The organism is Halobacteriovorax sp. (genome assembly GCF_048381875.1).
GTDB classification, from domain to species: Bacteria; Bdellovibrionota; Bacteriovoracia; order Bacteriovoracales; family Bacteriovoracaceae; genus Halobacteriovorax_A; species Halobacteriovorax_A vibrionivorans.
In genome coordinates this window covers 577335-600799 of record NZ_JBLXBP010000001.1, presented here as the reverse complement: position 1 = coordinate 600799, position 23465 = coordinate 577335, and the positions used below count along the sequence as shown (strand labels likewise).

Sequence of the window (23465 nt, the reverse complement as noted above, 5' to 3'; positions counted from 1 at the left end):
ACAATAGAATAAATGAAGGGTGCCATGCACCTTTTGTTTCGCAATTGCGTAACAAAAGGTGCATGGCACCCACACTAAAGAGGGTGTTCAGTGAAAAAAAAGGTCTACTTTATTGTTTTTATTTTAGTCATTCTAGCAGGTTTACTGGGGTGGGGAATTCTAAATTACCCTAAGTCTGATGGTTATCGTTCAGGAAAACTTGTTCGTATCACAAAAAAAGGTGTTTTTTTTAAAACATATGAGGGAACTCTAGACCTTGGAAGTGGAGACAGATTAACTTGGAATTTCTCCATTCATGATGAGTCCATTGGTGAGCAGTTGTCAGCACAGGCCGGAAGAGATGTAAAACTTAAATACCAAGAACTCTTTTTCAAATTATTCTATGAGACTAATAATGTCGTACAATCGTGGCAAGTTGTGGAGAGTCGTGAAGATAATGTCTTCTTATGTCGACTTGTTCGTATTCTACAAGAAAACTCATCTGTCGTTGAATACTTAAGACCTAAGATTCAAGCACAAGATAGTGAACTACTTCAGCGTATGCGCGACTGTAAGTAGGTCTGTTGTGGATCTACTAATTGAAGAACTAAGAACTTTAGCAAAGGAATGTCGTCTTTACGCTAAATGTAAGTCACCAGAAGCTGGTCTTCGAAGAGTTGCTAGAACAATAGAATCATTACTACAATCTTTTGATGATGAAGCTATCTCTATTGAAAATCCTCTAACTAAAAGAGAGGCAGAGATAATAGAGCTCATTTCTCTTGGCTATACTAATAAAGAACTTGCAGTTGGACTGTCTATCTCTGAGAAAACAGTTGAATATCATATAACCTCTCTCTTAAAGAAGACTCAAGCGAGTAAACGTACTGAAGCTGTCACAAATGCCATAAAATTCAAATGGTTACATCTTTCTTAGGGTTCTCCCTAGGTGATTTAATTCTTAATAATGGGCATAATTGATAAAACAAACACAACGGAACAATTATGACAGAAGAGATAAAAAAATTATTTGGCCCTTTATACCCTTTATTATCAGATGAAGAAGTTGGTGAAATTGCAATTGACTCATATCATGAAGTCTTTGTTAACAGAGTTGGTTACTGGAAGAGTGAAGTTGTTTTTACTTCTCCTAAGCAACTAGATGAAATTGTCGAAGGTATAAGAGAGCACTTTGGTATTAGTGAAAAGGAAGGTGTCTTTTCTCGCTATTTAACTGAAGTACTATCAGTCACTGTAATACAAAAACCTATTGCCTTAAAAGGCGCAAGTATTAGAATCATGAAATTGCCTAAGAGGATTTTTGGTTTAGAGGATTATTTAAAATTTGGTGCAATTGATAAAGAATCAAAGAATAAAATTGAAAAGATTCTTAAGTCGAATGAGGGAATTATTTGTGGTGGTGACTTTGGTTCTGGAAAAACAACTTTATATAATATGCTTATAAATTCATTACCTTCTGATATCTCTATTGTATCAATTGAACCTCAAGCTGATTTAGTTTTTCAAAGACAAAGAGTTTGCCGCTTAATGCCTCGAGGAAGAGAAAGTAAGGATATTAATGAAGTTATTGATGCCGCTTCAAAAGCCGGTGGTGATTTTATTGGGCTGAGTTTCTTAGATGAACAATGGACTTATCCATATTTAGATATGCTACGAAATAACTCAAATGGGATCACTGCTGCTACCGGAAGTAGTCCAAAGAATGTTCTTGATCGAATTGTTAGAAATACCGTAGTAAGCTCTTATGGATATAGCTTAGAAGAAGCGTCATTACTAATCTCTGAAGTATTTAAATATATTATCTTTCAGGAAAAAGATAAGGATACAAATATCAGAGGAATTTCTTCAATTTGCGAAATTAAGAACGAAGACGGGGTTTTGAAAGTTGTAGAGATATAATCCCTTCTTCACCAGTACTTCGCAGTTAGGGCGACTAGTAAGCATGGAAAGAGAATGATTACTGTGAAGATCAGAAAGTTGAATGCATAGTAATCAGGGTCACGAAAGAATTTCATAATAATTTTCTTTATATTTAATGACATAGTGGGGCTCCAGCTTGGGGGTTCCACATTGTATATACTCGATATGCAATTGTCACCGTTCCAATGATTAGAAATAAGTATGGGATTCCCATTTGCACCTTGGTCGGGAATTTAATTTTTTGAATAAGTGTTGGGCCAAAAACTAAACCTGGTAAAGTTCCAAGCCAAAAGAAGAAAACAAAAAGGGCCGCAAGGGCAGGGGAAGCTGCACTGATCGCAAGAGCTAGCATCGCCCAAAGTAGACCACAAGGAAGTAAGACGCTAATACTTCCAATAGAAAAGTTAAATAGGTAAGGCCTATTTCCAACCTTCTTTGATATTGCAGGCCAAAGCCTTGCGTTTAATTGATGAAGCTTTTGAGAGATCTTTGCAGCAAATTTAAAATTATTAAACTTAAAGACTTTCTTTGCACCCATCCATATAAGAATGAGTCCAATACTTAGACTCGAAAAAAGCATTAAGTAAGGGTTGCCTTTAAAGTCAAGTAGAGTAAAACCTAGAGTTGGTATAATTAGTGCCACTGATAGGTAACCAAGTAGTCTTCCCAATTGGTATGAGAGGTTTTGACCGACATTTCTTGAGACGGCCATTGTTATACCACCACACATTCCCACACAGTGGAAATTTGCCACAAGTCCCATTGTTAAGCCTGCGCTTATAATGAGATATGGAGAAATGCCTTGGAGACTACTTAGTTGGTCCAACGAGTACCGCCTCTTTTTTTATAACTTTATTTGTATCTAAATCAGTAATGATAAAAGTAAACTTACGACTTCCTTTTTCTAATATACTATTATTGAAGACAATAAATACGTTTTGTCTCTTGTGAGTTGTCGTAAACTCAAAAGGGTTTCTTTGCATTTTTATCTCATAGTTTTCTTTATCAACACCTTCGATAGCAAATTTCACATTATGAGTTTTTATATCACCACTTTGTTCTAAAACAATTTGGAAATGATTTAATGTCTTTGTATCTGACTGTACTCTAAAAGGTGTACCTGGACCTCTGAGGACAGTCGTCGTAATTCCTTGTGACATTGAGACACTGAAAATAAAGCCGATTAAAAGTCCAATTAAGACAATAAGATAAGCGATATTTCTAAATGAAAAAATGTGGCGGCCTCTGCCTTCGATGTTACTTTGAGTGTCGTAGCGAATAAGGCCCTTTGGTCTATTTGTTTTAACCATAATGTCATCACATGCATCAATACAATTTGTACATGCGATACACTCTAGTTGCACCCCTCGGCGAATATCAATTCCAGTAGGGCATGCTTTGACACAAGCATAGCAGTTAATACAGTCTCCGTGTTCGCTAGGTTTTTGACCTGGTTGGCGCCTTGGTTCCCCACGCTTTTCATCGTAGAGAATTGCCATTGAGTTTTCATCCATTATTACTGATTGCATTCTTCCATAAGGGCAAGCAATAATACAAAATTGCTCTCTAAACCATCCAAAGTCTGCAATAATAATTCCCGTAATTATTAGCATTATTGTAAATAATGTGAAATTTTCGGAAGGATTTTGAAGACTTATTCCTATTAAGTTATGTGTTCCAACAAAGTAGCCTAGGAAGGTATGTGAGATATGGAGCGAGAGAACAAGAAATAGTATCCACTTTATTGTTTTCTTTACAATTTTTTCTCGATTCCAAGGTGCTTCTTGTAGCTTCTTTCTTTGACGTGGTTTACCTTCGACCAGTGCTTCAATACGTAGAAATAATGCATCAATGAAGACTGTTTGTGGACATGCCCATCCACACCATACTCGGCCAAAGATACTTGTTATAAATCCAATAAAGAATAGAAACCCAAGAATGATGAAAATGAGTATTGGCGCGTTATGAGCATAGAATTTGTATGTGAAAAATGAAAACTCTCTTGCCGGGATATTTAACAAAATCAGCTGTTCTCCATTGATATATATCCACGGTAAGACGAGGTAGATAATGATAAGAAACCAGTAGAATACTTTTCTTCTGCTCCTCCATATTCCTTTTACTTCTTCAGGGAATAGGAATACTCGGTGACCATGGTCATCAGTCGTACCTAAGCGTGAGTCATGTAATTCAAACTGTGATTTCTTTGTCATATCTTACTCTATTATTTTTTCACCTTGAGGTTCTTTAGCTTTAGCAGGAGTTGTGCCATGTAGATTCATTACATGAGATGTAACGGCCATTATATCCTCTTTACTTAAGATATCTCCCCAAGCAGGCATTCCCATATCTTCATTTCCATGTACGACAAACTTGTAGAAGTTCTCTGGCTTAAACTCTTTAATATTAATCCAAAAGTCATCAGTTAGGTTTGGCCCGATATCACCACCACCATCTTCTAGGTGACAAGCAGCACAGTTTTCTACAAAGACTGTATGTCCTAGTTCTTTTGCAGAATCTGTTGCTACATATTTATTATAAACTTCAATATCAAAGTTTGCAGTATTTGCAGCTTCTGCTTCGATAATCTTTTGCATCTCCTCCATATCTTTATTGTAGGTCTCTCTAAGAGTTGGCCCATCCATAAGGACATAGTACATAAAATATGGAATACAAAAGATGAAAGAGAGGGCCCAAATCCCACTCCACCATCCAGGTAGAGGGTGGTTGAGCTCTTGAATCCCATCATAGTCATGATCTAGGACTAGGTCTTTTTCATCTTCAAGGACTATATTTTTTTGGTTAGAGTCTTTATTATTACTCATTGTTACTCCCTTTGTTTTCACTGTTGACCTTTTGGCCATCAGAAAGAGCGTTAGCTGTTATTTGCTCATAAAGCTCTTTAGAGCCCGGTCTAAATGACCAGAAAAATGCCCCAAGGAATACAAGCACGAAGATTATTAAGCTAAGTACAGGCATCCATTCCCAAGGCATATTTTGCATAACTTCTGATTTCATTATTAATCTCCTTGTTCCTTAGTATCGATACCAAGTCTTTGGAGGTATGCAATGAGTGCAATAATCTCTTTGTCTTGCATTTTCATTGGTACACCAGACTTATTCAAACCTTTTGTGATTTCATTTGCCTGCTTCATAGCACTGTCTATTGCATTTTCGACTTCCGCTTTTGAATAAGGAGTACCTAATGCAACCATTGCCTTCATCTTCTTTGGAAGCATTTTAAAATTAACCTTCTTTCTTGTTAGCCAATCATAATTAGGCATGATTGAACCAGCTGTTACTTCTCGAGGGTTTATCATATGGCGGTAGTGCCACATATCATTGTACTTTCCACCAACACGAGCAAGATCAGGCCCGATTCTCTTTGATCCCCATTGAAATGGCCTATCATAGACAGACTCTGCAGCAGTCGATGGATTACCATATCTTAACTTTTCGGCAACTGTTGGCCTAATTTGTTGTGAATGACAAACGTAGCATCCCTCGCTTACATAGATATCTCGTCCGATTAGTTCAAGAGGAGTGTAAGGCTTGACTCTCGGGTCTTTTTCCACAAAGCGATCTGAGATTAGTGAAGGAATGATTTCAATAGCACCACCAACTAAAATGGCAACAAGAGTAAGAACGGTAAAGACCATTGGAAGGCCTTCTAGTTTACGGTGACTGTCAGCGTCCTTTTCTTCCGGCTTTGCTGAAAGAGGAGCGGCCTTAAAGATATCTTTTTCGGCTTCTTTTCCTTGATTGGCATACTTTGATTTCTTATAAGTCATCCAAATATTAAAAATCATTAAAAAGAAGGCAACTAAAACAAAGACGCCACCGATACCTCTAACCCAGTACATTGGAATAATTTTAACTACTGTCTCAATGAAGTTTGGATAAACGAGTTTTCCAGTTGCATCTACTGCACGCCACATTAGACCTTGAGTAATACCAGATACCCACATTGACATCATGTATAGTAATAGACCTACTGTTGCTAACCAGAATTGAGTATTTGCAATTTTCTTAGAATAAATCTCAGTTTTCCAAAGCTTTTCAGTACAATAGTACAGAACACCGACGATTAGCATATAATTCCAACCGATAGTACCAGCATGAACATGGCCAACAACCCAGTCAGTGAAGTGACCAATGTAGTTCACTGATTTGATTGAAAGTAGAGGACCTTCAAATGTGGCCATCCCATAAAAAGTAACAGCTGTTGCTAAGTACTTAAGGATTGGCTCAGTTCTTACCTTATCCCAAACACCTCTTAGTGTTAAAAGGAAGTTGATCATACCACCCCAAGATGGCATCCATAGGATTATAGAAAATGTCATCCCTAAAGTTTGAACCCAGTCTGGTACAGATGAATAGAGTAGATGGTGTGGTCCGGCCCAAATATAGATAAAGACTAGTGACCAGTAGTGGATAATCGAAAGTCTATATGAGTAGATTGGTCGATTTGCTGTCTTAGGTAGAAAATAATAAATGATTCCTAAGAACGGAGTAGTTAAGAAGAAAGCAACAGCATTGTGTCCATACCACCATTGAACTATTGCATCTTGTACACCTGCATAAATTGGATATGACTTTAAAAAACTAACTGGTAATGATAGTGAGTTGAAAATGTGTAGTACTGCGATTGTAACGATCGTTGCAATATAGAACCAAAGAGCTACGTACATATGACGTTCACGTCTCTTTATCAGTGTTCCAAAGAAGTTTACAGCAAAGACAACCCACACAACTGCAATAGCAATATCAATTGGCCATTCTAGTTCTGCATACTCTTTACCAGTTGTAATTCCCAGTGGGAGTGTAATGGCTGCAGAAACAATAATTAGCTGCCAACCCCAGAAATTTATCCATGATAGAATATCGGAAAACATTCTTGCTTTACAAAGCCTTTGAGTTGAATAATAAATTCCCAGAAACATACCGTTTCCAACGAATGCAAAGATTGCAGCATTCGTGTGGAGTGGCCTTAGGCGGCCAAAAGTTGTCCACTCTAAGCCAAGGTTCAATTTCCAATAAGCTAGTTGAAATGCAATAAAAACTCCCATAAATAGAGCTACTGCACCCCAGACAATTGTTGCCATTAGGAAAGCTTTCGAAATTTTATCGTCGTACGAAAACTCTTCTAATTGGGCTTCATGATTTGTACTCATAATCACTCTTCCTTTTTGTTTTTAACATCATCATTTATATGATTTTTTTTCTTCTCAGTTTTAATATCTTTATCGTCATCAAATAACATTCTTACTGATGGCGTATCTAAGTCATCATATTGTCCGCTCTTTGCGGCCCATATAAAGAAAACTAGAAACGCCACACCTAGCATTATCGCAAGAGGTAACAAAACAAATATGACTTCCATCAGCTTTTACCCTTTATTTTTAAAATTCTCTTATCAAATCCAATAAGAGGTATTGTGCTAGAGAGCAATACAGTTAAAGAGCTCAGTGGCATTAGTATTGCCGCATAAAGAGGAGTAATTATATTGGCCATTGCTAAACTAATTCCCACTAGATTATAGCTTACGGCAAAGAAAATATTTCGTCTAAGTGTTTGCCTTACATTTGAAGCAGCTTGAAATAGAATTTGGATAGGAGAGAGATCATCATTAGCAACGTAGATGTCACAGCTTCTCATGGCCATATCTGCTCTTGCTCCTATCGCTATTGATGTATTGGCCTTAACCATTGCTAAGGCGTCATTATCACCGTCACCAATAAATGTAACATTCTTAAGCTTTGCTGCTAATGTTAGTTTTTCTTCAGGCTTTTGTTCGATGTAGATATGTTTTGGATTAATTCCAAGCTTTGTTGCAACATCGTATGCAGAATCAGAATGATCACCAGTTGATAAGTGTATATTGATATCTTTTTCTTTAAGGTAATTAACGACCTGTATACTTTCAGCTCTCACACTATCTGATACTTCAAATGTTGCAAGAAGAGTTGAATCTTCAAATAATCCAATAAGATTCTTTTCTTGTTGAGTAATCGCTTTTATTTCATATTGAGCTTTGTTAATAATTGCACTAACGCCGCTTCCTAAAATATTAACAACATCAATAAGTTGGTATTGATTTGCTTCTTCTTTTGTTAACTTCGATTTTGCATACTTTTTTATAGCAATGGCAATTGGATGTTGAATACTTCGCTCAATTCCTAGTGCTATTGCAAGAATCTCATTATTGCTATATTGAGACTTGTTAATGAAGTGATTAACGGCAAAGTCACCTTTAGTCAGAGTCCCTGTTTTATCAAAGATTAAATTCTTAGTATTATTTAATTCTTCAAGAGAAGATTCATTTTTAATATAGATACCAATTGATTTTAATTTATTAATTCTTGTTGCAATAACAATAGGTGTAGCAATTGCAAAAGCACATGGGCAGCCTACAATTAAAATGGCCAAGATCTTCTCAAAGCTTGTTGTAAGATTACCTGTATATAGGCCTTGTAATAGAACGATTGTACTTAAGAAAATAATTCCAATAGTGAAGTACTTCGAAATTTTTTTGGCCCATAAATTAGCAGGGTTCTTTTGGATTGAATTTGATTCAATTCTCTCTAGTGTCTTTCCTAGTTGAGTTTGTAGTCCTATTTCTTCAACCTCAAGAGAAATACTAGGGCCAATGCAAATTGCTCCGGCCTTAATTTTGTCGCCTTTATTAAGAACTATAGGGTGGCTTTCTCCTGTGTTGATTGTATTGAGAATAATTCCTTTTTCACTCAATAACTTACAATCAAAAATTATGCGCTCATCTTCTTCAACGACAATTGTATCGCCGACTTCAATCTTACTCGAGTAAACCTGTTCTTCTTTTCCATCTTTAACAAGTTTCACACCTGTATTGTAGAAAAGAGAAGAGATACCTTTTGTGGACATTGATTTTTGCGTTAATACCTTAACAGCAAATCGCGATAGTAAGATTAGGAAAACTAATGTTGTGATTGAATCAAAGTATACAGGACCTGATCCAATTAAAAAATTATATGTTGAGAGGATAAAGCCAAATGCAATTGCCATAGCAAGTGGTATATCAACACTTGTACTTTTAAGTTTAATCGCGCTTAAACTGCTAATAAAGATAGGTTTTGCGCTAAAGAGAATAACAGGTAGGGCAAAAGCAAGACTAATTCCATCAAATAGACGAGCGTACTCATGAGTTGCTCCTGCATAATTTGAAATCGCATAGATCATAATATTCATCATGGCCGAAGCAGCAACTCCGATTCTTAAAATCTCTGTACGATTACTAAGTTTTACACTCTTATTTGATGCTGGATTATAAGCATGAGGAAGATAACCAAGTCCTTCTAATGTAGCGGCCAACTTTGCTATTGAATAAGGCTTCTTAGTATCGATAGTAAAACTTGCGACATTGTTACCAATATTAACTTGGCCATGATCGATGAAGTCCAGTAGCTTAGAGATTCTCTCAATTAACCACACACAAGCAAGGCAGTGAATTCCTTCTATTAGAAAGTGTACTCTTAGCTTGTCATTATCAATTGTGATAAAGTCATTTAAGAATTCTTTCTTATCCATAAATTGATACTTATCACTTAACTTTTCGTAACTTTCTTTACTTGTTGTTTGTAAAAGTTTTGGATTCTTAGACTTCTGGACATCTTGATATTGATAGAATTCTTGTAGGTTATTTGAATGAAGTAGGCCATAGACACTCATACAGCCGTAACAACAAAAGTGATATTTCTTACCACTCTCATTACCATCACTTTCTGATGTGATAATGTTATTGGCATCAAGAGGTTCACCGCAGTGATGACATATGCCATCTTGAGCTGCGACTAAGTGCTCTTGGGCCTGGGCCCTTTCAAAATCCATTTCTCAATTCTTCGTTATAATAACAATTCTTTAAACTTAATTAAGTAAAATATTAGTGAACCCCGTCGGCTCTTTTTTGTAGCTCTTTGCGATCTTTAATAACTATCAATTTACCATTTTGATCAATAAGGCCATCCTTTCGATATTCAGAGATGATGCGAATTAATGTTTCATTCGCTGTCCCAATCATTGTTGCCATCTCTTCTCTTGTAAGCTTGAGGTTAATTTGAACTTCGCCGTTACCAAGATCAACACCGTGCGAGTCTGAAAGTTCCAGTATAAGCTGTGCAATACGCTCTCTTACATTTTTTTGATGAAAAGAACTTGAGCGCTCTTCAGCAACACCCATATCACGGCTAAGCTTGTTAATTAATTCTAATGCGATTGATGGCTTATCATTGATTAGCTTAAGGACATGATTGCGATCGATAAAACAAACCACGACATCATCAAGGGCCGTAGCTGTTCCGTGAAATTCTTGTGCTGTAAAAAGAGAGCGGTGACCAATAACATCACCATGAGTAACAATTCTAATAATTGTTTCTTTCCCGTCTTGACCAGTTTTTGTAAGTTTTATATTTCCAGATTGAATGCAGTAGATTCCTTCTGGGCTATTTCCCTGAGAGAAAATACTTTGGCCACGTTTAAATTTTAATGTGTGTGTCGTCGATGAAACTTCCATTGCTTCTTGGAAAGTTAGACCACAAAAAATTCCCATATCTTTTGATGGGCAATCTGCACATTGTTTCTTATCTAAAACTGCCATTTTCTACCTACTCGTTCCTTACAAACATAAATTAACACTTATTTAAGTTAAATAATATTTTTGTAAAAAAACATGATCTTCATCATATTAGTTGCATTATTTATAGTCAAATTTTCATATACTTAGCCAATTTAGCCTCTTTTTGTTGACGCAGTGTTTCTAAGTGCTTATCAAACCAATATAAATATTAACATCTTATACCAAATGCCGTAAATTAGGTATATGACTAATGATTTAAAAAATAAGAAAGAAATCAAAGATAATTCTAAGAAAAATCCCGGGAATGCATCGCTTCCTAATACTGATGTTATTAACCTTATTCTTAAAGAATCTAAGGCCTACACTTCGATGGAATTAGTTAATAGCTATATTTCAAAGGGAGAAAGCCTTGAAAAACTACCTGTTCAGCCTCTTTATGTTTCTATTAAGGCCTTGCCAATTGAAGTTAAGACTCATGCTCTAAGCCTTTTATCAAAGGAGCAAAGAGAAACTTTCTACGATATTGATCTTTGGTCAAAAGATGACTTAGACATTAACGAATTCTCATCGTGGGTAAGCTCTGTTGCTAAGAGTCCAGATGATCATATTCGTTACGAGTTTATTGAATCTGATCAATTTATTCTCTTTCTAAAGGGACGCTTCAATGTATGGACTTTTGATGTTGAAGATCCTGAGTACCCTGACCACGATAATTATTTCTTAACTGAAGATAATTTACTACTTTTTGAATTTGATGAAGAAAATGAAATTGTTGATGAAGTAAGACAATTAATTCGTGATCTCTATACAAATGTTGGAGTCGAAAAGGCCTATCAGCATCTTTTTAAAATGATCTCTGAAGATTATATGATTTATAATGAAAACCAATACCAGGCCAAAAAAGAGAGGCTTAGAGAGTATGGTTTTGTCGATTATTTTGATGCGCTAGAGGTAATGAATGCATTCCCATCAATCAGTCATATCGATTTCTTTATTAAAAAGAGAGAGCCCTTAACTGGAAATATTTCTACTCTTGGCAAGCTTCAAACTCTTCATCAGAACTCAATTATCGCTTTTGAAAAGAACTCTGGAAGTATTCATGAGGAACTTTCAAAGGTTTCAGATGAAAAGCGTTTTAACTACCTTCATTTTAACTTTATTCGTATGCTCAATGCGAGTATGGAATATTATGGCGTTCTAAAAGATGGCCCAGTGGCCATGACAAGAATTGGAAACCAAAACCGAGAACTTGTCTTACTTGGAATGTCTTATATCAATGAACAAAGATCTTTTGATAATGAAAGTCTTTTTGATTACTTTGATTTTACAGATATATATAAAATTGGAAATTCTCTTATTCGCATCTTACAAAAAGATGTGAAAAAGGCCCTTCGTAATAATCTTATGGAGGACTCAACAGATAACTTCTTAGGTGCATCTTTTGATCTTTTCCTCGATGATTTCTTTAGTGATCTGGTTAAGTATCGTGATGATGATAACAAAATTGTCGTGGTCAATAATGCTGAGGTTTGGCGTAAACTTCAAAGTAAGTGCAACCTGTTAAGAGAGCTTATGCCTTTTATAAAAGGGTTAAAAGAAACATATCTTTCATTAAAAGATGATGGTCTATTATCTGATAATTACTATTTAAATTACGATGTGAATTCGATTGATTTTGAGGCCATTATTCTTTCTACTTTTATTAATTTTAGTTTAGAGAAATTTAAAAAAGATGAATCTCGAAAAATGGGTGTTTCCATTGAAGAATTTAAGGACTTTCTAGGAAAGTCTAAGCTTAGTGAAGGAATTTTTGATAATCCATATATTAAAGAAAAGATTGTTCTTTTTGCTCAAACCTTTGGATTGGATAAGATAGATAATATTCACGCCTATATTATGAAGATTTTACATGATCATTTATCTGGTTATGAATTCGAAAATTTACGAGATGATGAGTTTAAGCACATCGGTGGCCCTATTATTTTCAATACTTTAAGCTGAAGCTAATAGTGCTTATTAGTTTAAGCTAATGCTTGTTGGTCTTCAACGAGTGGAGCATGTAATATTTTCTCTCCCAAAAATTACGAAATAATGGCAGTATGCCTTATCAAATTGGAAGGGAGAGTAAATATGAAATTACTTATTCAATTATCGATTGTGGCATTTGTAGCAACTAAACTTATGGCCGCACCAGTTAAACTTGTTCACATTACAAATGATGAAGACAAGTCATACTACCATCTTGGTATTAATGTCGATGATGAAACTTTGGAGGTTGAATCTCTTTATAAGAATGAATTCGATCAAAATGGAAAAGTTATCTCAACACAGACATATACCTTACAACAGCTTCTTAAAGGAGTGACTCTGGTTGAGCGCTCTGATCGTCAAGTTGTAAAAATCAAGGCTTCAAACTTAAACCCATCGGATGGTGCCGATATCACAATTGATACTTTGTACTCAGGTATTAATGGTGAGAGAAAGCATTACGATGCCTCTGTTGAAAGAGTTGGTTCAGATTGGAAGTTTAACTTTGAATCGAGAGCTTCTTCAAAGCTTCACTTTGTTTCTAATAAGAAATTTCTAATTGGAACAATTGGTATCAAAGACATCAAAAGAGTTAAATAATTATCTAAAAAACAGGCGAGCGTTTCTAGTTCGCCTGTAATATCTTTGAAAATTCTTTTAAAAATGGTGGCATATTCTTATAGCTAAGAGTGGTCATATAAATATTCATATTCTTAAGGCCTGTAATAGGCTCTGTATGAAATTTATGATTCTTAGATAGGGTATGATCAGGTACCACAGCAATACCTACACCGTGCTTAACTAGCGCTTTTATACTTTCAAGAGAACTAACAACAATCTTTTTTGCGGGAGCCTTCTTTGAAAGCTTGTATAAGTGGTCTAGTTCACTAAAAACAATCCATGTGTACTCGTGAAGCTTCTTCTTGTTAATTTCTTCTTTTGAGATAATAACAAACTTCTCTTCAAATAATTTCAATGACGAAGTTAGGTCTGATTGAAAGCCATCAGTTGAAAAGATCATGTCATAGACACCGTCTTCAATACCTCGTCTAAGGGCCGGAGAGTCTGCTACGTGTACATATATATCGCGTTTATAATTTTGGGCATACTTTGCAAGAATTGGATTAAACCAATTTACTAGTAGTCCATCCAGGATTCCTATGTGAATTGGCTTATCTTGATTTTTTTCAAAGATTTCACCAACGTCAACTTCAAAGTGCTCTATCGACTTAAGAAGATCTTTTGCTTTTTTCGTAAGAATAACTTTCTTACTAGAGCGAATAATAAGTTCTTCATTCATCGATTCTTCTAATAGCTTTACTTGACGAGATACCGCAGATTGAGCAATTTTTAACTCTGCTGCCGCTTTTGAAAAGCTTAGGTATTTTGCCGTTAGAGTAAATGCTTTTAGATAGCGATAATCCATATTTTATCCTACTGAATTTTGCTATTGAACTTTTGGAGGAATTTTTGACTTATCTTTACGCCAAAATTTTCCTTGGAACTCATCTTGTTGCTTATTAACAACGACAAAACCTTCTTCGTCGTTAATGTAGTTAAATTGATAATCGATCTGCGTTTCACCTAAGTAGAAAGCAGTAAATGGATCAATGGCCACTTCAATATCCATTTCCTTCACAGGAACTAGAAAGTCATCATCATTTAAGTCGTGGAAACCTATTGAATATTTAAATCCTTCGCATCCTTTACCACTTATAAGAATTCTTAAGTACTTCCCTTGTAGAGTAAAGTCGTTTTCAAGCATAAGATTAAGCTGATCTTGGGCCATTTGAGTAAAACTTAATTTTGGTAGCGTTACTTGAGAGCGATCGATATTGTACGACGCACTGCTTTGCGCTGATTTTGATTCAGTTTTCATCGGTTGTCTTCCATTAAATTGTGTTGTTAATGGCTTTTAGCAAGTAAACGAACCCTTTTCAAGAGGTTTTTGATGAAATAAATTAGAGTTATCTAACAGTTATAAAGTAAAGATAAAAGGAGCTATAGAAGTGCTTAAATATACGATTGATATTCCAAATCCACACACTCATCTCGTCAATATTAGTTTAGAAGCAGATATCAAGTCTCAAGGTGTAGAAGGTGATAATTTTCGTTTCTATATGCCATCTTGGTCACCAGGCTCTTATTTAATGCGTGAGTATGCAAGGCATATTAAAGAGATAAAAGTTGAGGACTCTAAAGGTAATCGACTTTTTCACAAGCAAGTATCTAAGAATGAATGGGAGGTTCAACTTGATCATCCTGTTTTCAAGTCAGAAGTGATTAAAGATGATTCAAAGGTTCTAATTCAATATAGTGTCTATTGTCATGACTTAACGGTTAGAACATCTCACGTGGATAATACACATGCCTTCTTACATGGGCCAAGTGTCTTTATTGCATTTGAAAATCAGCAAGGCCCTGCTCAAATTGAGATCAAGATTAATCCTCTTTGGACTAAAGTTACAACTGCATTAAAAGATGTATCTCCTGAGAGAACGACTTTCTTATATGAAGCAGATAATCTTGATGAATTAATGGATTCTCCCTTTGAAATAGGCTGTCATGAAACTAATGGGTTTATGTATAAAGATAAGGAACATCACGTTGCTTTCTATGGAGATTTTGCTTCACAAAAAGATGTCTTCTCTGGACTAATGGCGGATATGGAAAAGGCCGTTCACGAGACAGCAAAGATTTTCGATGAAGATTTACCTTATGATCATTATTATTTCATCACTCATCTAACTCCTAATGGCTTTGGAGGTCTTGAGCATCTCGATTCTACAGTTCTTCAATTCTGTCCATTTGAATTAGCAAAAGAAAAAGGAAGGAAGCAATTTATTGAATTAGTTGCCCATGAATATTTTCACCTATGGAATGTTAAAAGGATTAGGCCAAAAGAGCTTGGACCTTTTGATTATAAGAATGAGAATTATACTCGTATGCACTGGCTTACTGAAGGACTAACTAGTTTTGTGGATCAGTTAGTAACTTATCGTGCAGGTTTTTATTCACCAAGTGAGTATATGGAGTGCATGAAGAAAAATATTAATAATTTTCTTTCAACACCTGGCCGTGGTTATCACTCTTTAGAAGATTCATCTTTTAATGCATGGGTAAAGCTTTATCGCGCAGGGGAGAATTTTAAAAATTCTTCAGTTAGCTATTATTTAAAAGGTGGCCTTGTATTCTTCGTCCTAAATGTTCTTATGAAAGAAGAAGGTAAGGGGATTAATGACCTAGTCCGTGCTCTATGGGCGGATTATAAGGAAGGGCCTGAGACTGGTTTAACTAAAGATGGCTTCTTTAAAATCTTATCTTCTCTTGTTTCTCAGAAAGTATGTGATGAATTTAAACTTCTAGTAGAAGGTGTTGAAGAGATTGATTTTGAATCTCATCTTAAAAAAATGGGTGTTGAGGTTGAATGGACAACTCCTAAACTTGATCTTGGTGTTAATCTTTCGGATGAAAAGGGAAGAATCAATATTAAGTCAGTAAGACAAGGAAGCTGCGGATATAAAAGTGGCCTAAATGCTGGAGATGAAATTATTGCAATCAATGCTTTAAGGGTAGATAAGAAGATCATCGATAAATTGGATGAGATGTATAGTGAAAATGATCAAATCGATCTTTTAATTGCTCGTACAGGTAAGTTGCAAACTGTAACAGTTACTCTAGGTAATGGGTTAAGATCAATTAAAGAACTTAAAGTTAATGATGAAGAATTATTTAAAAAGTATTTGAGTTAATATTCTGCGAGGACAAGGATAAATTCTTTGTCCTCTAATTTTTGCTTTGTTAGTGAAAAATCAAAGGTTTCACCGTTTGGGGCCAACAAGGTCGCGTTTTCTTTAATTACAAAATCAGTTAGAACAAGTGTTTTTTGCGATTGATCGTGAAATGGATAATAGGCCTTAAAGGCCGCTTCTTTTATGCACCAAATCTCTAGGGGAGAATAGAGTTCTAATTCCTCTTCTTTTGAAACAAAGTATTTAAAGCTTCCATCCCTTATTTTTCTTCCAACCCATTCGATATCGATGCCGATAGAACGTACGTTTTTGTTGATGCATAGCGCACAGGCTGCTAGCTCCTTGGTATGACTTATTGATACCAACTTAGTCTCGTCAGCTTCCATATGTAAGTGATTGGATATACTTAAGTTCTCTTCTTGGGTCAGCTCTTTTAGGCACCATCTGGATAAGCGGTGATCAAGCTTGTGATCCATAAGATAGTCTTTTGGAACTTCTTTTGGTGTCACATATAAAAATGTACTTCGTTTAAAATTTTTATTGCTCATCAGCATTTCTTTTGCAATTATGCATTTATCTATCAATTATTTTTGTAGCTTAAAGTTTTGGAGTTCGCAATGTTACCACCAGATGCATATGAAGCAATATTAAAAATGGTCTTTGTTTTAATGGCAGGTTGTGTTCTTTGTATGTCTAAAATCAAGGCCGAAACAATTGATTATTCTAAAATCCAAACATTCCAAGAAATTCAAATTTCTCAATAAGATTTTGTTGGCATAAATATTCATCCTTTCCTATAATATTGGTAATAATAACTCACTGCCATGGAGAGGAAGTATATGAGTGTTCAAAGTAGTCTTAATGACACTATCAGTCAAGGCTTAAGTTTTTTTCGCCCTAAGGATACAGCTGGAAATTATCACAAGATATCAGATTATTTCGGTGAAAATACATTTGATATTCAAACAGCTGAAGAAATCCCTGATTCTATTAGAGAAGAAATTAACGAAGTCATTAATAGTAACGCTCAAATCACAGAGTCTCAGGCGCAGATTGTGGCAAAGGCCGTAACTGCTTGGGCCTTAAATAAAGGCGCAACTCACTTTTGCCATTGGTTCCAACCCTTAACAGGTGCAACTGCTGAAAAGCATGACGCCTTTCTCGATTACGATTATTCAACAGGACAGCCAATAGAAGAATTATCAGCGACTCAACTTATTCAAGGTGAGCCGGATGCATCTTCTTTCCCAAATGGGGGAGCGAGATCAACTTTTGAGGCCCGTGGTTATACAGCATGGGATTTAACATCTCCAATGTTCTTAATCGGCTCTGGACAGTCAAAAACACTTTGTATTCCAACGGCCTTTGTTTCTTATCACGGAGAAGCTCTTGATATTAAGACTCCATTACTAAGATCAAATTCAGCTCTTGGTGAAGTAGCAAAGAAGTTCTTGCACTTAACTGGAGAAACTGATGTTAAACGCGTTATCGCAACTTGTGGGGCAGAACAAGAATATTTCCTAATTGATAAGGCCTATTACTACCAAAGACGCGACCTCGTAATGACTGGACGAACTCTCTTTGGTGCTGCTTCAACAAAGAACCAACAACTAGATGATCACTACTTTGGCGCTATTAATGAAAGAGTTATGGCGTTTATGGAAGAGCTTGATTTTGAACTTCATAAATTAGGGATTCCTGCAAAGACTCGTCACAATGAAGTTGCTCCAGGACAATTTGAAATTGCTCAGATTTTTAGAGATGCAAATATCTCTGCAGATAATAATCACATGGTTATGGCGACAATTGAAAATGTGGCCAAGCGCCATGACTTTGAAGCTCTAATGCATGAAAAACCGTTTGCTGGAATCAATGGATCAGGTAAGCACCTAAATTGGTCACTTGCAAGTGATACTGGAATCAATTTATTAAATCCAGGAAAAGAGCCTCATCAAAATTATCGCTTCTTAGCTTTTACTGCTGCCGTAATTACTGCGGTAGATCGCCATGCAAAACTACTAAGAGCTTCTATTGCTTCTCATAGTAACGACCATAGACTTGGTGCAAATGAAGCTCCTCCTTCTATTATTTCAGTTTTTACTGGATCAACAATTGAGAAAATTTTTAAAGCAATTAAAGAAAAATCTGACTTTGCTCCAGAGTCTCAAGAAATACTAGATCTTGGTGCTGGACAACTTGCCAAGCTTCCAAAAGATAATACGGACCGAAATCGTACTTCGCCATTTGCTTTTACTGGAAATAAGTTTGAATTTAGAGCATGTGGTTCTGATCAATCAATTGGATTTCCTCTAACAATTCTCAATGGAGCTGTGACAAGTGTTCTTGAAGAAGTTAATCATAAGCTTGAAAGCAAAATTAATGAAGGAACACCTGTTGATCAGGCCTTATTAGATGTTTGTCATGAGTTATTAAATGAGTCTTGGAATGTTATTTTCAATGGCGATGGTTACTCTCAAGAATGGTTAGAAGAAGCTGAGCGTAGGGGACTACCAAATCTTAAAACAACTGCAGATTGTTTAGAGTATTTAGTTAATAAAGATGAGACTTCATTTTTAACGAAGCATGGTATTTATCGCAATTCTGAATTAGAGACTCTTTATAACGTTCACTTAGAAGCTTATATCACTAAGCGTGAGATTGAATTTAATACTCTCATTGGAATGGTTAATCAGCATGTAATCCCTGCAGCGATTCAATATAAAGAAAAACTTACGAATTCAATTCTAGCGAGTAAATCATGTAAGGTTGAGGCAACTGTCGAAAAAGAACTTCTAAAAGAGCTACAATTCTCTCTTGAGGGTGCATTTGAGCAAACGAGAAACCTAAAGAATGCCCTAAGTGACTTACATGAGAAAAACTCAGAAGAAGAAGCTGCTAGAAAAATTGCTTATGACTTGATGCCTGTAAGTGAATTGATTGCACAAAATTGTGCTAATCTTGAGCAGATTATTCCTGATGATATGTGGCCAGTTCCAACTTACTTCGAAATGCTTTTTTGTATTTAAGATATATGTAGAAGGCCAGCTTAACGCTGGCCTTATTTTTTTACTTTGAAGCGTATAATTCTTCTAATTTATCGCGTCCACCAATTAGCTCCCCGTTGATAAAAATTTGCGGAACTTTTGTTTGACCTGTGATAGCGAATAGGGCCTGATTTGAAGTATCCTTACCAAGGATAATTTCATTATACTTATGGCCTTTTTCTGTTAAAAGCTCTTTTGCACGATGACAGTGAGGACAACCTGGTCTTGTAAATAGAGCAATGGCCTCAGGTGCTTTAGCTTGCGGGTTTAAGTATTTTAACATTGTATCAGCGTCAGATACTTCAAATGGGTCACCTGGCTTATCAGGTTCAATAAATGACTTTTCTACCACACCGTCATTTACCACCATTGAGTAACGCCAAGTACGTGATCCAAAACCAATATCTGATTTATCAACAAGTAGTCCAATACCTTTTGAGAACTCACCATTACCATCAGGTAGGACGTGAATATCTTCTGCGTTTTGATCCTGTATCCAAGCATCCATTACAAAAGCATCGTTTACTGAGAGAACATAGATCTCATCAACACCTTCTTTTTTGATTGCATTGGCCAGTTCATTATAACGAGGTAAGTGTGTTGATGAACATGTTGGTGTATATGCACCAGGTAGTGAGAATACGACAACTCTCTTTCCCTTAAACACATCATCATAACTTAAATCTACCAGGCCACCATCTCTATAAACTTTAAACGATGTCTTAGGTACTTGTTTTCCATCAATACTTTCAAATTTCATTCTTTTCTCCTAGTTATTTACTCAGTAATTATTAGTTAATTTATAAACGATTTTCATCGCTTTAACTTGTTAAACTTATTATTGAACGGTTTAGGATATAAATCCAGTAAATTAATATTAAGACGTATTCAATATTATCTATCAAAAAAAAAGGGTAAATATATGAAATTAAGCTAGTGTTAATAATGGATAAGAATATTCTTGCGCTGCGTCGATAAATGAACGAACATCCCTTTTAGGCTAAGAATCTGTATTGCACGTTAGTTTCCGTTTCTTTTCCTACCAAAGGTCCAATGTGGATAGTCCACAGGGGAAATAGGGGGATGAACCGTGAACACTAAAGGTAATGCAGAGAAGAATTTGAAAACTCTACTTCTCATTTTAACATTCACAACTTTTACTAATCTAAATCTTGCTTTTGCACAGACAGGGCAGGAATCTGTTCAATTTTCTAATTTCAGTGTTGATAAGTATAAGTTAGAAAGTGAGTTTTCCGATACAGATCTGGCCGACATATCGCCGATTTATAAAACGATTTATGACAATTACGAAGCAAATTACCAGTCCATTGGTGATCGACTTAGTAATGAATCAAATGGTTTCTTTGGTGGTGTCAATCTTGTGGGGTGGAGACACGCTGGAAATTTTCATGGTTTTAAAGTTATGTTTAATCGCTCAGCTGCACCTTCTCTTTTTGATGAGGATCAGTATCTTGTAAATGATGAGATGGTGATTGAAATTTCTGCCCGTAATTTCTTAAGCGCTCTTCAAGAAAAGGGGATCATTGATATTGCTCCTGGGGTTTTGAAGTCTTATAGTAATTTATCTCTTAAAAGAACAATTCGCTACAATCACTTTGCTGCAAATGCAACGGATGCTCTTCAGACAAACTTTGATCGTTTATTCTTTATGTATCGTTATTTGAATCCAGAAAATTTTGATAAATTAAGTGATTACGATTTTATCAAAAAAGAAGATGCACTTACTTTTGCAGCTGGAGCGGCAGCAACTGCTTCCTATCAAGGTATTGGTGTTGCAGCTGGTGCACTTGCTAGCTATGAAAGAAAGTCCTCTGTTGAAATACAAAGACTTGGCCCGGCAGATAATGCAAAAGAAAATGAGTTAATACGTCTTACAGCAGAAGATTCTAAGTTAATTTCAGCTGGAGTAAATATCACGCTTATGGCGGACTTTTTAAATATTGTTAAGCTTACATTATTTCGCTATGACTTTAGTTATAGTTTTGAAAAATCATATAAGGCCTATATGTCTATTTATGTTCAGGACTTACATGATAGAGAGAAGTTATCTGAGTTAAAAAATGTAACTCGTTTTGGAAAATTTAATTATTCAAAATTAGCAGATAATATAACTAGCTATGAAAATCGTAAAAAAGAATTAAAAAAGAGTAAGTACTTGGCCTTTATTATAGGTGGGGTCAAAGACTCTCAAACAGAATCGACAGAGGTCGTAAAAGATGGAAAGGTTTATAAATTCTTTTCTCATCGCTATGAACGTCTATCGTATACACAAAACTTTTTTACTAAATTACTTAATATCGTTCTTGGTCAACTAGTTGGCTATGATCAATTAATCTCAAATGATCGAGTTGATTCTAAGGTCGTTGATATCAATTATGAATCAAATGAGGAGCTTATTAAGTCTCGTCGTGATTTTGATATCTTTAGCTCTAATGTCTATACCATGACCCTTGATCAGCAAAGCAAGGTAAATAAGGACTATAAGTGGAGTAAGAATAAAACCGAAAAAAAGATGAGAGGTCTTATTAGAGATCGCACTCAAAGTTATGGTAACTTTGCTTCAGTCTTTGATAACTATACAGTTAAGGCACCTGCTGAGTTTTCATCTACTATGACAATTGATAATTCTAATATGGCAAATTTCTTAAATCGTAATTCATCTGAAGTTTACGATATCTTTAAAGAAGCTTGTGGTGGAAAATCAAAGAACTTTTTTAGACGCCTAAGGTCTTTTTTCAGTGCTTGTCGTCACAAGCTTTATCGTTCATATGGGACATTCTTAAAAGAGTGGTCCGTTGGAAAGTATACTTCTGAAATAAAAAGAAAGTGTGAAAGAAAGTATCGTTGGAAGTATTTCTTTAGGCCTTCAAAGCGCAGAAGAATGGTCGCAGCATGTATGGAAATAGGTTCAAAGCAACTCTATGCAAAGTATAAGCATGAACTACCACTGTGGCGTTTTAAAGATATTGCTTACAATATTAATAATCACGTTGAAAAAGACTATCTCATTCGTCGACTATTTGGTTCTTATTCAAATAAAGGAAGTTTTAGTGCTAATTTAAATGGTTCAATACCTTATAAGAATTATTATTCTGAAGGAGAGAATAAGGAGAATATCTTTACTCAATTTCAGATTGAACAAAATCTTCGTTCACCTGCATCATTATAATTTCAATATACTTGTGTATACGCCCATAAACAATTTATGGGCGCATGTGCATATAAATCATGTTAGGATGGGCCTATGAACGATTTTTACTTATTTTTCTATCATGAAAAGCTAAAGGATCTTCTACTTGAAGAAATTAAGTTAAAGCATCCTAAGCTTAGATTAAGTTTCTCTAATAAAGAATTCATCAGTATGAAAGGCCCTTCTTCATATGAAGAACAACTAACATCAAATCCCTTAATCTTTGCACGCAGACAAGCAGTCTTTAATGAGAAGAGTCAGGAAAAGCCATGTGCTGGAGAGTTTGTCGCAGTCTCAGAGAATCAATTCTGGTCTTATCGTACAATTTCTACTTCGCTCGATACATTTGATATTGAAGAGGTTGAATTAGCGCAGGAAGTACCTGCTCGTGCATATCATAAGATTAACCAAGCATTTACACTATTTAATATAGAGCTATCATCAGATGATCAGGTTATTGAAGTAGGGAGTGCTCCTGGTGGAATTTCATACTATGTATTAGAAAGAGGTGCTAAGCTCGTCTCAATTGATCCTGCTAAGATGGATCCAATTATTAGTGAAAAGTTCGGTAATAGTTTTGAACATATTAAAAAGAGTGTATTTGATATCACTCGAACTCAATTACCAAAACATTGTGATTGGTTGATTTCAGATCTAAATCTAAATGGAGACTTAAATACAAATCAATCTCGACGCATTATGGACTTTTATAAAGATATTAAAGGTGGCTTTCTTACGATTAAAACACCAGTCTTAAGTGATTTAGAAAAGATTGATTTGTGGGTAAAGAACTTCTCGGATAAATATGATGTGACAGTTTTTCATTTACCATCTCATCGCAGAGAGATCGGCTTTATGATAAGGCCGCTTAATAAGTAAGATCTATTAAGCGGCCGAGA

Annotated in this window: 23 protein-coding genes; 10 read left to right on the top strand and 13 right to left on the bottom strand. The window is 35.5% G+C overall.

Annotated features, from left to right (window positions below):
- The first annotated feature begins 90 nt into the window (after nt 1-90).
- From ACN5L8_RS02760 to ACN5L8_RS02750, 3 genes are all read left to right on the top strand, one after another.
- Nucleotides 91-558, top strand: coding sequence for a hypothetical protein (locus ACN5L8_RS02760; RefSeq protein WP_115363172.1), 468 nt, complete (start codon nt 91-93; stop codon nt 556-558).
- A gap of 7 nt (nt 559-565) precedes the next feature.
- The gene (locus ACN5L8_RS02755) at nt 566-916 is read left to right on the top strand and encodes a LuxR C-terminal-related transcriptional regulator (protein ID WP_419172242.1); all 351 of its coding nucleotides are present in this window, start codon (nt 566-568) and stop codon (nt 914-916) included.
- Between the two features lie 68 nt (nt 917-984).
- Complete coding sequence (locus ACN5L8_RS02750; RefSeq protein WP_419172241.1) at nt 985-1899, top strand: ATPase, T2SS/T4P/T4SS family; 915 nt, start codon at nt 985-987, stop codon at nt 1897-1899.
- An 8-nt stretch (nt 1900-1907) separates the two neighbouring features.
- On the opposite strand, the gene ACN5L8_RS02745 is transcribed toward ACN5L8_RS02750, so the two are convergent.
- Genes ACN5L8_RS02745 through ACN5L8_RS02705 form a run of 9 tightly spaced genes read right to left on the bottom strand, consistent with a single transcriptional unit; the run spans nt 1908 to nt 10552 of the window.
- Nucleotides 1908-2042 (bottom strand): hypothetical protein, encoded by a 135-nt coding sequence (locus ACN5L8_RS02745; protein WP_255509249.1) that lies wholly within the window; start codon nt 2040-2042, stop codon nt 1908-1910.
- The gene (locus tag ACN5L8_RS02740) at nt 2033-2746 is read right to left on the bottom strand and encodes a sulfite exporter TauE/SafE family protein (RefSeq protein ID WP_419172240.1); all 714 of its coding nucleotides are present in this window, start codon (nt 2744-2746) and stop codon (nt 2033-2035) included. The genes ACN5L8_RS02745 and ACN5L8_RS02740 overlap by 10 nt, the downstream gene beginning before the upstream one ends.
- A complete protein-coding gene (gene ccoG / locus ACN5L8_RS02735; protein WP_419172239.1) occupies nt 2730-4133 on the bottom strand; it encodes a cytochrome c oxidase accessory protein CcoG in 1404 nt (467 codons plus the stop codon). The genes ACN5L8_RS02740 and ccoG overlap by 17 nt, the downstream gene beginning before the upstream one ends.
- 3 nt (nt 4134-4136) lie before the next feature.
- On the bottom strand, nt 4137-4745 hold the full coding sequence (locus ACN5L8_RS02730) for a cbb3-type cytochrome c oxidase N-terminal domain-containing protein (protein WP_419172238.1): 609 nt from the start codon (nt 4743-4745) through the stop codon (nt 4137-4139).
- Entirely contained in the window at nt 4738-4938 is a 201-nt protein-coding gene (locus ACN5L8_RS02725) for a cbb3-type cytochrome c oxidase subunit 3 (protein WP_419172237.1), read from the bottom strand. The genes ACN5L8_RS02730 and ACN5L8_RS02725 overlap by 8 nt, the downstream gene beginning before the upstream one ends.
- 2 nt (nt 4939-4940) lie before the next feature.
- Complete coding sequence (ccoN, locus tag ACN5L8_RS02720; RefSeq protein WP_419172236.1) at nt 4941-7094, bottom strand: cytochrome-c oxidase, cbb3-type subunit I; 2154 nt, start codon at nt 7092-7094, stop codon at nt 4941-4943.
- Between the two features lie 2 nt (nt 7095-7096).
- Nucleotides 7097-7303: a cbb3-type cytochrome oxidase assembly protein CcoS gene (ccoS, locus tag ACN5L8_RS02715; protein WP_120404961.1), complete on the bottom strand. Its 207-nt coding sequence runs from the start codon at nt 7301-7303 to the stop codon at nt 7097-7099.
- The gene (locus tag ACN5L8_RS02710; protein ID WP_419172235.1) at nt 7303-9786 is read right to left on the bottom strand and encodes a heavy metal translocating P-type ATPase; all 2484 of its coding nucleotides are present in this window, start codon (nt 9784-9786) and stop codon (nt 7303-7305) included. The genes ccoS and ACN5L8_RS02710 overlap by 1 nt, the downstream gene beginning before the upstream one ends.
- 52 nt (nt 9787-9838) lie before the next feature.
- The gene (locus tag ACN5L8_RS02705) at nt 9839-10552 is read right to left on the bottom strand and encodes a Crp/Fnr family transcriptional regulator (RefSeq protein WP_115363158.1); all 714 of its coding nucleotides are present in this window, start codon (nt 10550-10552) and stop codon (nt 9839-9841) included.
- Between the two features lie 222 nt (nt 10553-10774).
- Between ACN5L8_RS02705 and ACN5L8_RS02700 the strand changes: the two genes are divergently transcribed.
- Nucleotides 10775-12532: a DUF6178 family protein gene (locus ACN5L8_RS02700; RefSeq protein WP_419172234.1), complete on the top strand. Its 1758-nt coding sequence runs from the start codon at nt 10775-10777 to the stop codon at nt 12530-12532.
- Nucleotides 12533-12661: 129 nt separating this feature from the next.
- On the top strand, nt 12662-13159 hold the full coding sequence (locus ACN5L8_RS02695) for a hypothetical protein (RefSeq protein WP_419168391.1): 498 nt from the start codon (nt 12662-12664) through the stop codon (nt 13157-13159).
- Between the two features lie 25 nt (nt 13160-13184).
- Here ACN5L8_RS02695 and ACN5L8_RS02690 read toward each other — a convergent pair whose 3' ends face one another.
- Together ACN5L8_RS02690 and ACN5L8_RS02685 are read right to left on the bottom strand one after the other, a co-directional pair.
- Nucleotides 13185-13985, bottom strand: a complete 801-nt coding sequence (locus tag ACN5L8_RS02690) for a LysR family transcriptional regulator (protein ID WP_115363153.1) — start codon at nt 13983-13985, stop codon at nt 13185-13187.
- A 21-nt stretch (nt 13986-14006) separates the two neighbouring features.
- Nucleotides 14007-14438, bottom strand: a complete 432-nt coding sequence (locus tag ACN5L8_RS02685; protein ID WP_120404956.1) for a HesB/IscA family protein — start codon at nt 14436-14438, stop codon at nt 14007-14009.
- Nucleotides 14439-14568: 130 nt separating this feature from the next.
- Here ACN5L8_RS02685 and ACN5L8_RS02680 point away from each other — a divergent pair, with 130 nt between their 5' ends.
- Entirely contained in the window at nt 14569-16311 is a 1743-nt protein-coding gene (locus ACN5L8_RS02680) for a M61 family metallopeptidase (protein WP_419172233.1), read from the top strand.
- Here the strand turns inward: ACN5L8_RS02680 and ACN5L8_RS02675 are convergent.
- Nucleotides 16308-16859, bottom strand: coding sequence for a 4'-phosphopantetheinyl transferase family protein (locus ACN5L8_RS02675; protein ID WP_419172232.1), 552 nt, complete (start codon nt 16857-16859; stop codon nt 16308-16310). The two genes, ACN5L8_RS02680 and ACN5L8_RS02675, sit on opposite strands and share 4 nt — an antisense overlap.
- 69 nt (nt 16860-16928) lie before the next feature.
- Here ACN5L8_RS02675 and ACN5L8_RS02670 point away from each other — a divergent pair, with 69 nt between their 5' ends.
- A complete protein-coding gene (locus ACN5L8_RS02670) occupies nt 16929-17075 on the top strand; it encodes a hypothetical protein (RefSeq protein WP_158536906.1) in 147 nt (48 codons plus the stop codon).
- 75 nt (nt 17076-17150) lie between these two features.
- Entirely contained in the window at nt 17151-19337 is a 2187-nt protein-coding gene (locus tag ACN5L8_RS02665; RefSeq protein WP_158536905.1) for a glutamine synthetase III, read from the top strand.
- 40 nt (nt 19338-19377) lie between these two features.
- Here ACN5L8_RS02665 and ACN5L8_RS02660 read toward each other — a convergent pair whose 3' ends face one another.
- Nucleotides 19378-20115, bottom strand: a complete 738-nt coding sequence (locus ACN5L8_RS02660) for a glutathione peroxidase (RefSeq protein WP_419172231.1) — start codon at nt 20113-20115, stop codon at nt 19378-19380.
- A 330-nt stretch (nt 20116-20445) separates the two neighbouring features.
- On the opposite strand from ACN5L8_RS02660, the gene ACN5L8_RS02655 reads away from it, so the two are divergent.
- Together ACN5L8_RS02655 and ACN5L8_RS02650 are read left to right on the top strand one after the other, a co-directional pair.
- Complete coding sequence (locus ACN5L8_RS02655; protein ID WP_419172230.1) at nt 20446-22545, top strand: hypothetical protein; 2100 nt, start codon at nt 20446-20448, stop codon at nt 22543-22545.
- A gap of 75 nt (nt 22546-22620) precedes the next feature.
- Nucleotides 22621-23445, top strand: coding sequence for an SAM-dependent methyltransferase (locus ACN5L8_RS02650; RefSeq protein ID WP_412473461.1), 825 nt, complete (start codon nt 22621-22623; stop codon nt 23443-23445).
- Nucleotides 23446-23465: the final 20 nt, after the last annotated feature.

What these genes read in the sequence shown, in the direction of transcription:
- ACN5L8_RS02750 (WP_419172241.1), top strand. Translation starts at nt 985, where the DNA reads ATGACAGAAGAGATAAAAAAATTATTTGGCCCTTTATACCCTTTATTA.
- ACN5L8_RS02745 (WP_255509249.1), bottom strand. Translation starts at nt 2,042, where the DNA reads ATGTCATTAAATATAAAGAAAATTATTATGAAATTCTTTCGTGACCCT.
- ccoG (WP_419172239.1), bottom strand. Translation starts at nt 4,133, where the DNA reads ATGACAAAGAAATCACAGTTTGAATTACATGACTCACGCTTAGGTACG.
- ACN5L8_RS02730 (WP_419172238.1), bottom strand. Translation starts at nt 4,745, where the DNA reads ATGAGTAATAATAAAGACTCTAACCAAAAAAATATAGTCCTTGAAGAT.
- ACN5L8_RS02725 (WP_419172237.1), bottom strand. Translation starts at nt 4,938, where the DNA reads ATGAAATCAGAAGTTATGCAAAATATGCCTTGGGAATGGATGCCTGTA.
- ccoN (WP_419172236.1), bottom strand. Translation starts at nt 7,094, where the DNA reads ATGAGTACAAATCATGAAGCCCAATTAGAAGAGTTTTCGTACGACGAT.
- ccoS (WP_120404961.1), bottom strand. Translation starts at nt 7,303, where the DNA reads ATGGAAGTCATATTTGTTTTGTTACCTCTTGCGATAATGCTAGGTGTG.
- ACN5L8_RS02710 (WP_419172235.1), bottom strand. Translation starts at nt 9,786, where the DNA reads ATGGATTTTGAAAGGGCCCAGGCCCAAGAGCACTTAGTCGCAGCTCAA.
- ACN5L8_RS02705 (WP_115363158.1), bottom strand. Translation starts at nt 10,552, where the DNA reads ATGGCAGTTTTAGATAAGAAACAATGTGCAGATTGCCCATCAAAAGAT.
- ACN5L8_RS02700 (WP_419172234.1), top strand. Translation starts at nt 10,775, where the DNA reads ATGACTAATGATTTAAAAAATAAGAAAGAAATCAAAGATAATTCTAAG.
- ACN5L8_RS02695 (WP_419168391.1), top strand. Translation starts at nt 12,662, where the DNA reads ATGAAATTACTTATTCAATTATCGATTGTGGCATTTGTAGCAACTAAA.
- ACN5L8_RS02690 (WP_115363153.1), bottom strand. Translation starts at nt 13,985, where the DNA reads ATGGATTATCGCTATCTAAAAGCATTTACTCTAACGGCAAAATACCTA.
- ACN5L8_RS02685 (WP_120404956.1), bottom strand. Translation starts at nt 14,438, where the DNA reads ATGAAAACTGAATCAAAATCAGCGCAAAGCAGTGCGTCGTACAATATC.
- ACN5L8_RS02675 (WP_419172232.1), bottom strand. Translation starts at nt 16,859, where the DNA reads ATGAGCAATAAAAATTTTAAACGAAGTACATTTTTATATGTGACACCA.
- ACN5L8_RS02670 (WP_158536906.1), top strand. Translation starts at nt 16,929, where the DNA reads ATGTTACCACCAGATGCATATGAAGCAATATTAAAAATGGTCTTTGTT.
- ACN5L8_RS02665 (WP_158536905.1), top strand. Translation starts at nt 17,151, where the DNA reads ATGAGTGTTCAAAGTAGTCTTAATGACACTATCAGTCAAGGCTTAAGT.
- ACN5L8_RS02660 (WP_419172231.1), bottom strand. Translation starts at nt 20,115, where the DNA reads ATGAAATTTGAAAGTATTGATGGAAAACAAGTACCTAAGACATCGTTT.
- ACN5L8_RS02650 (WP_412473461.1), top strand. Translation starts at nt 22,621, where the DNA reads ATGAACGATTTTTACTTATTTTTCTATCATGAAAAGCTAAAGGATCTT.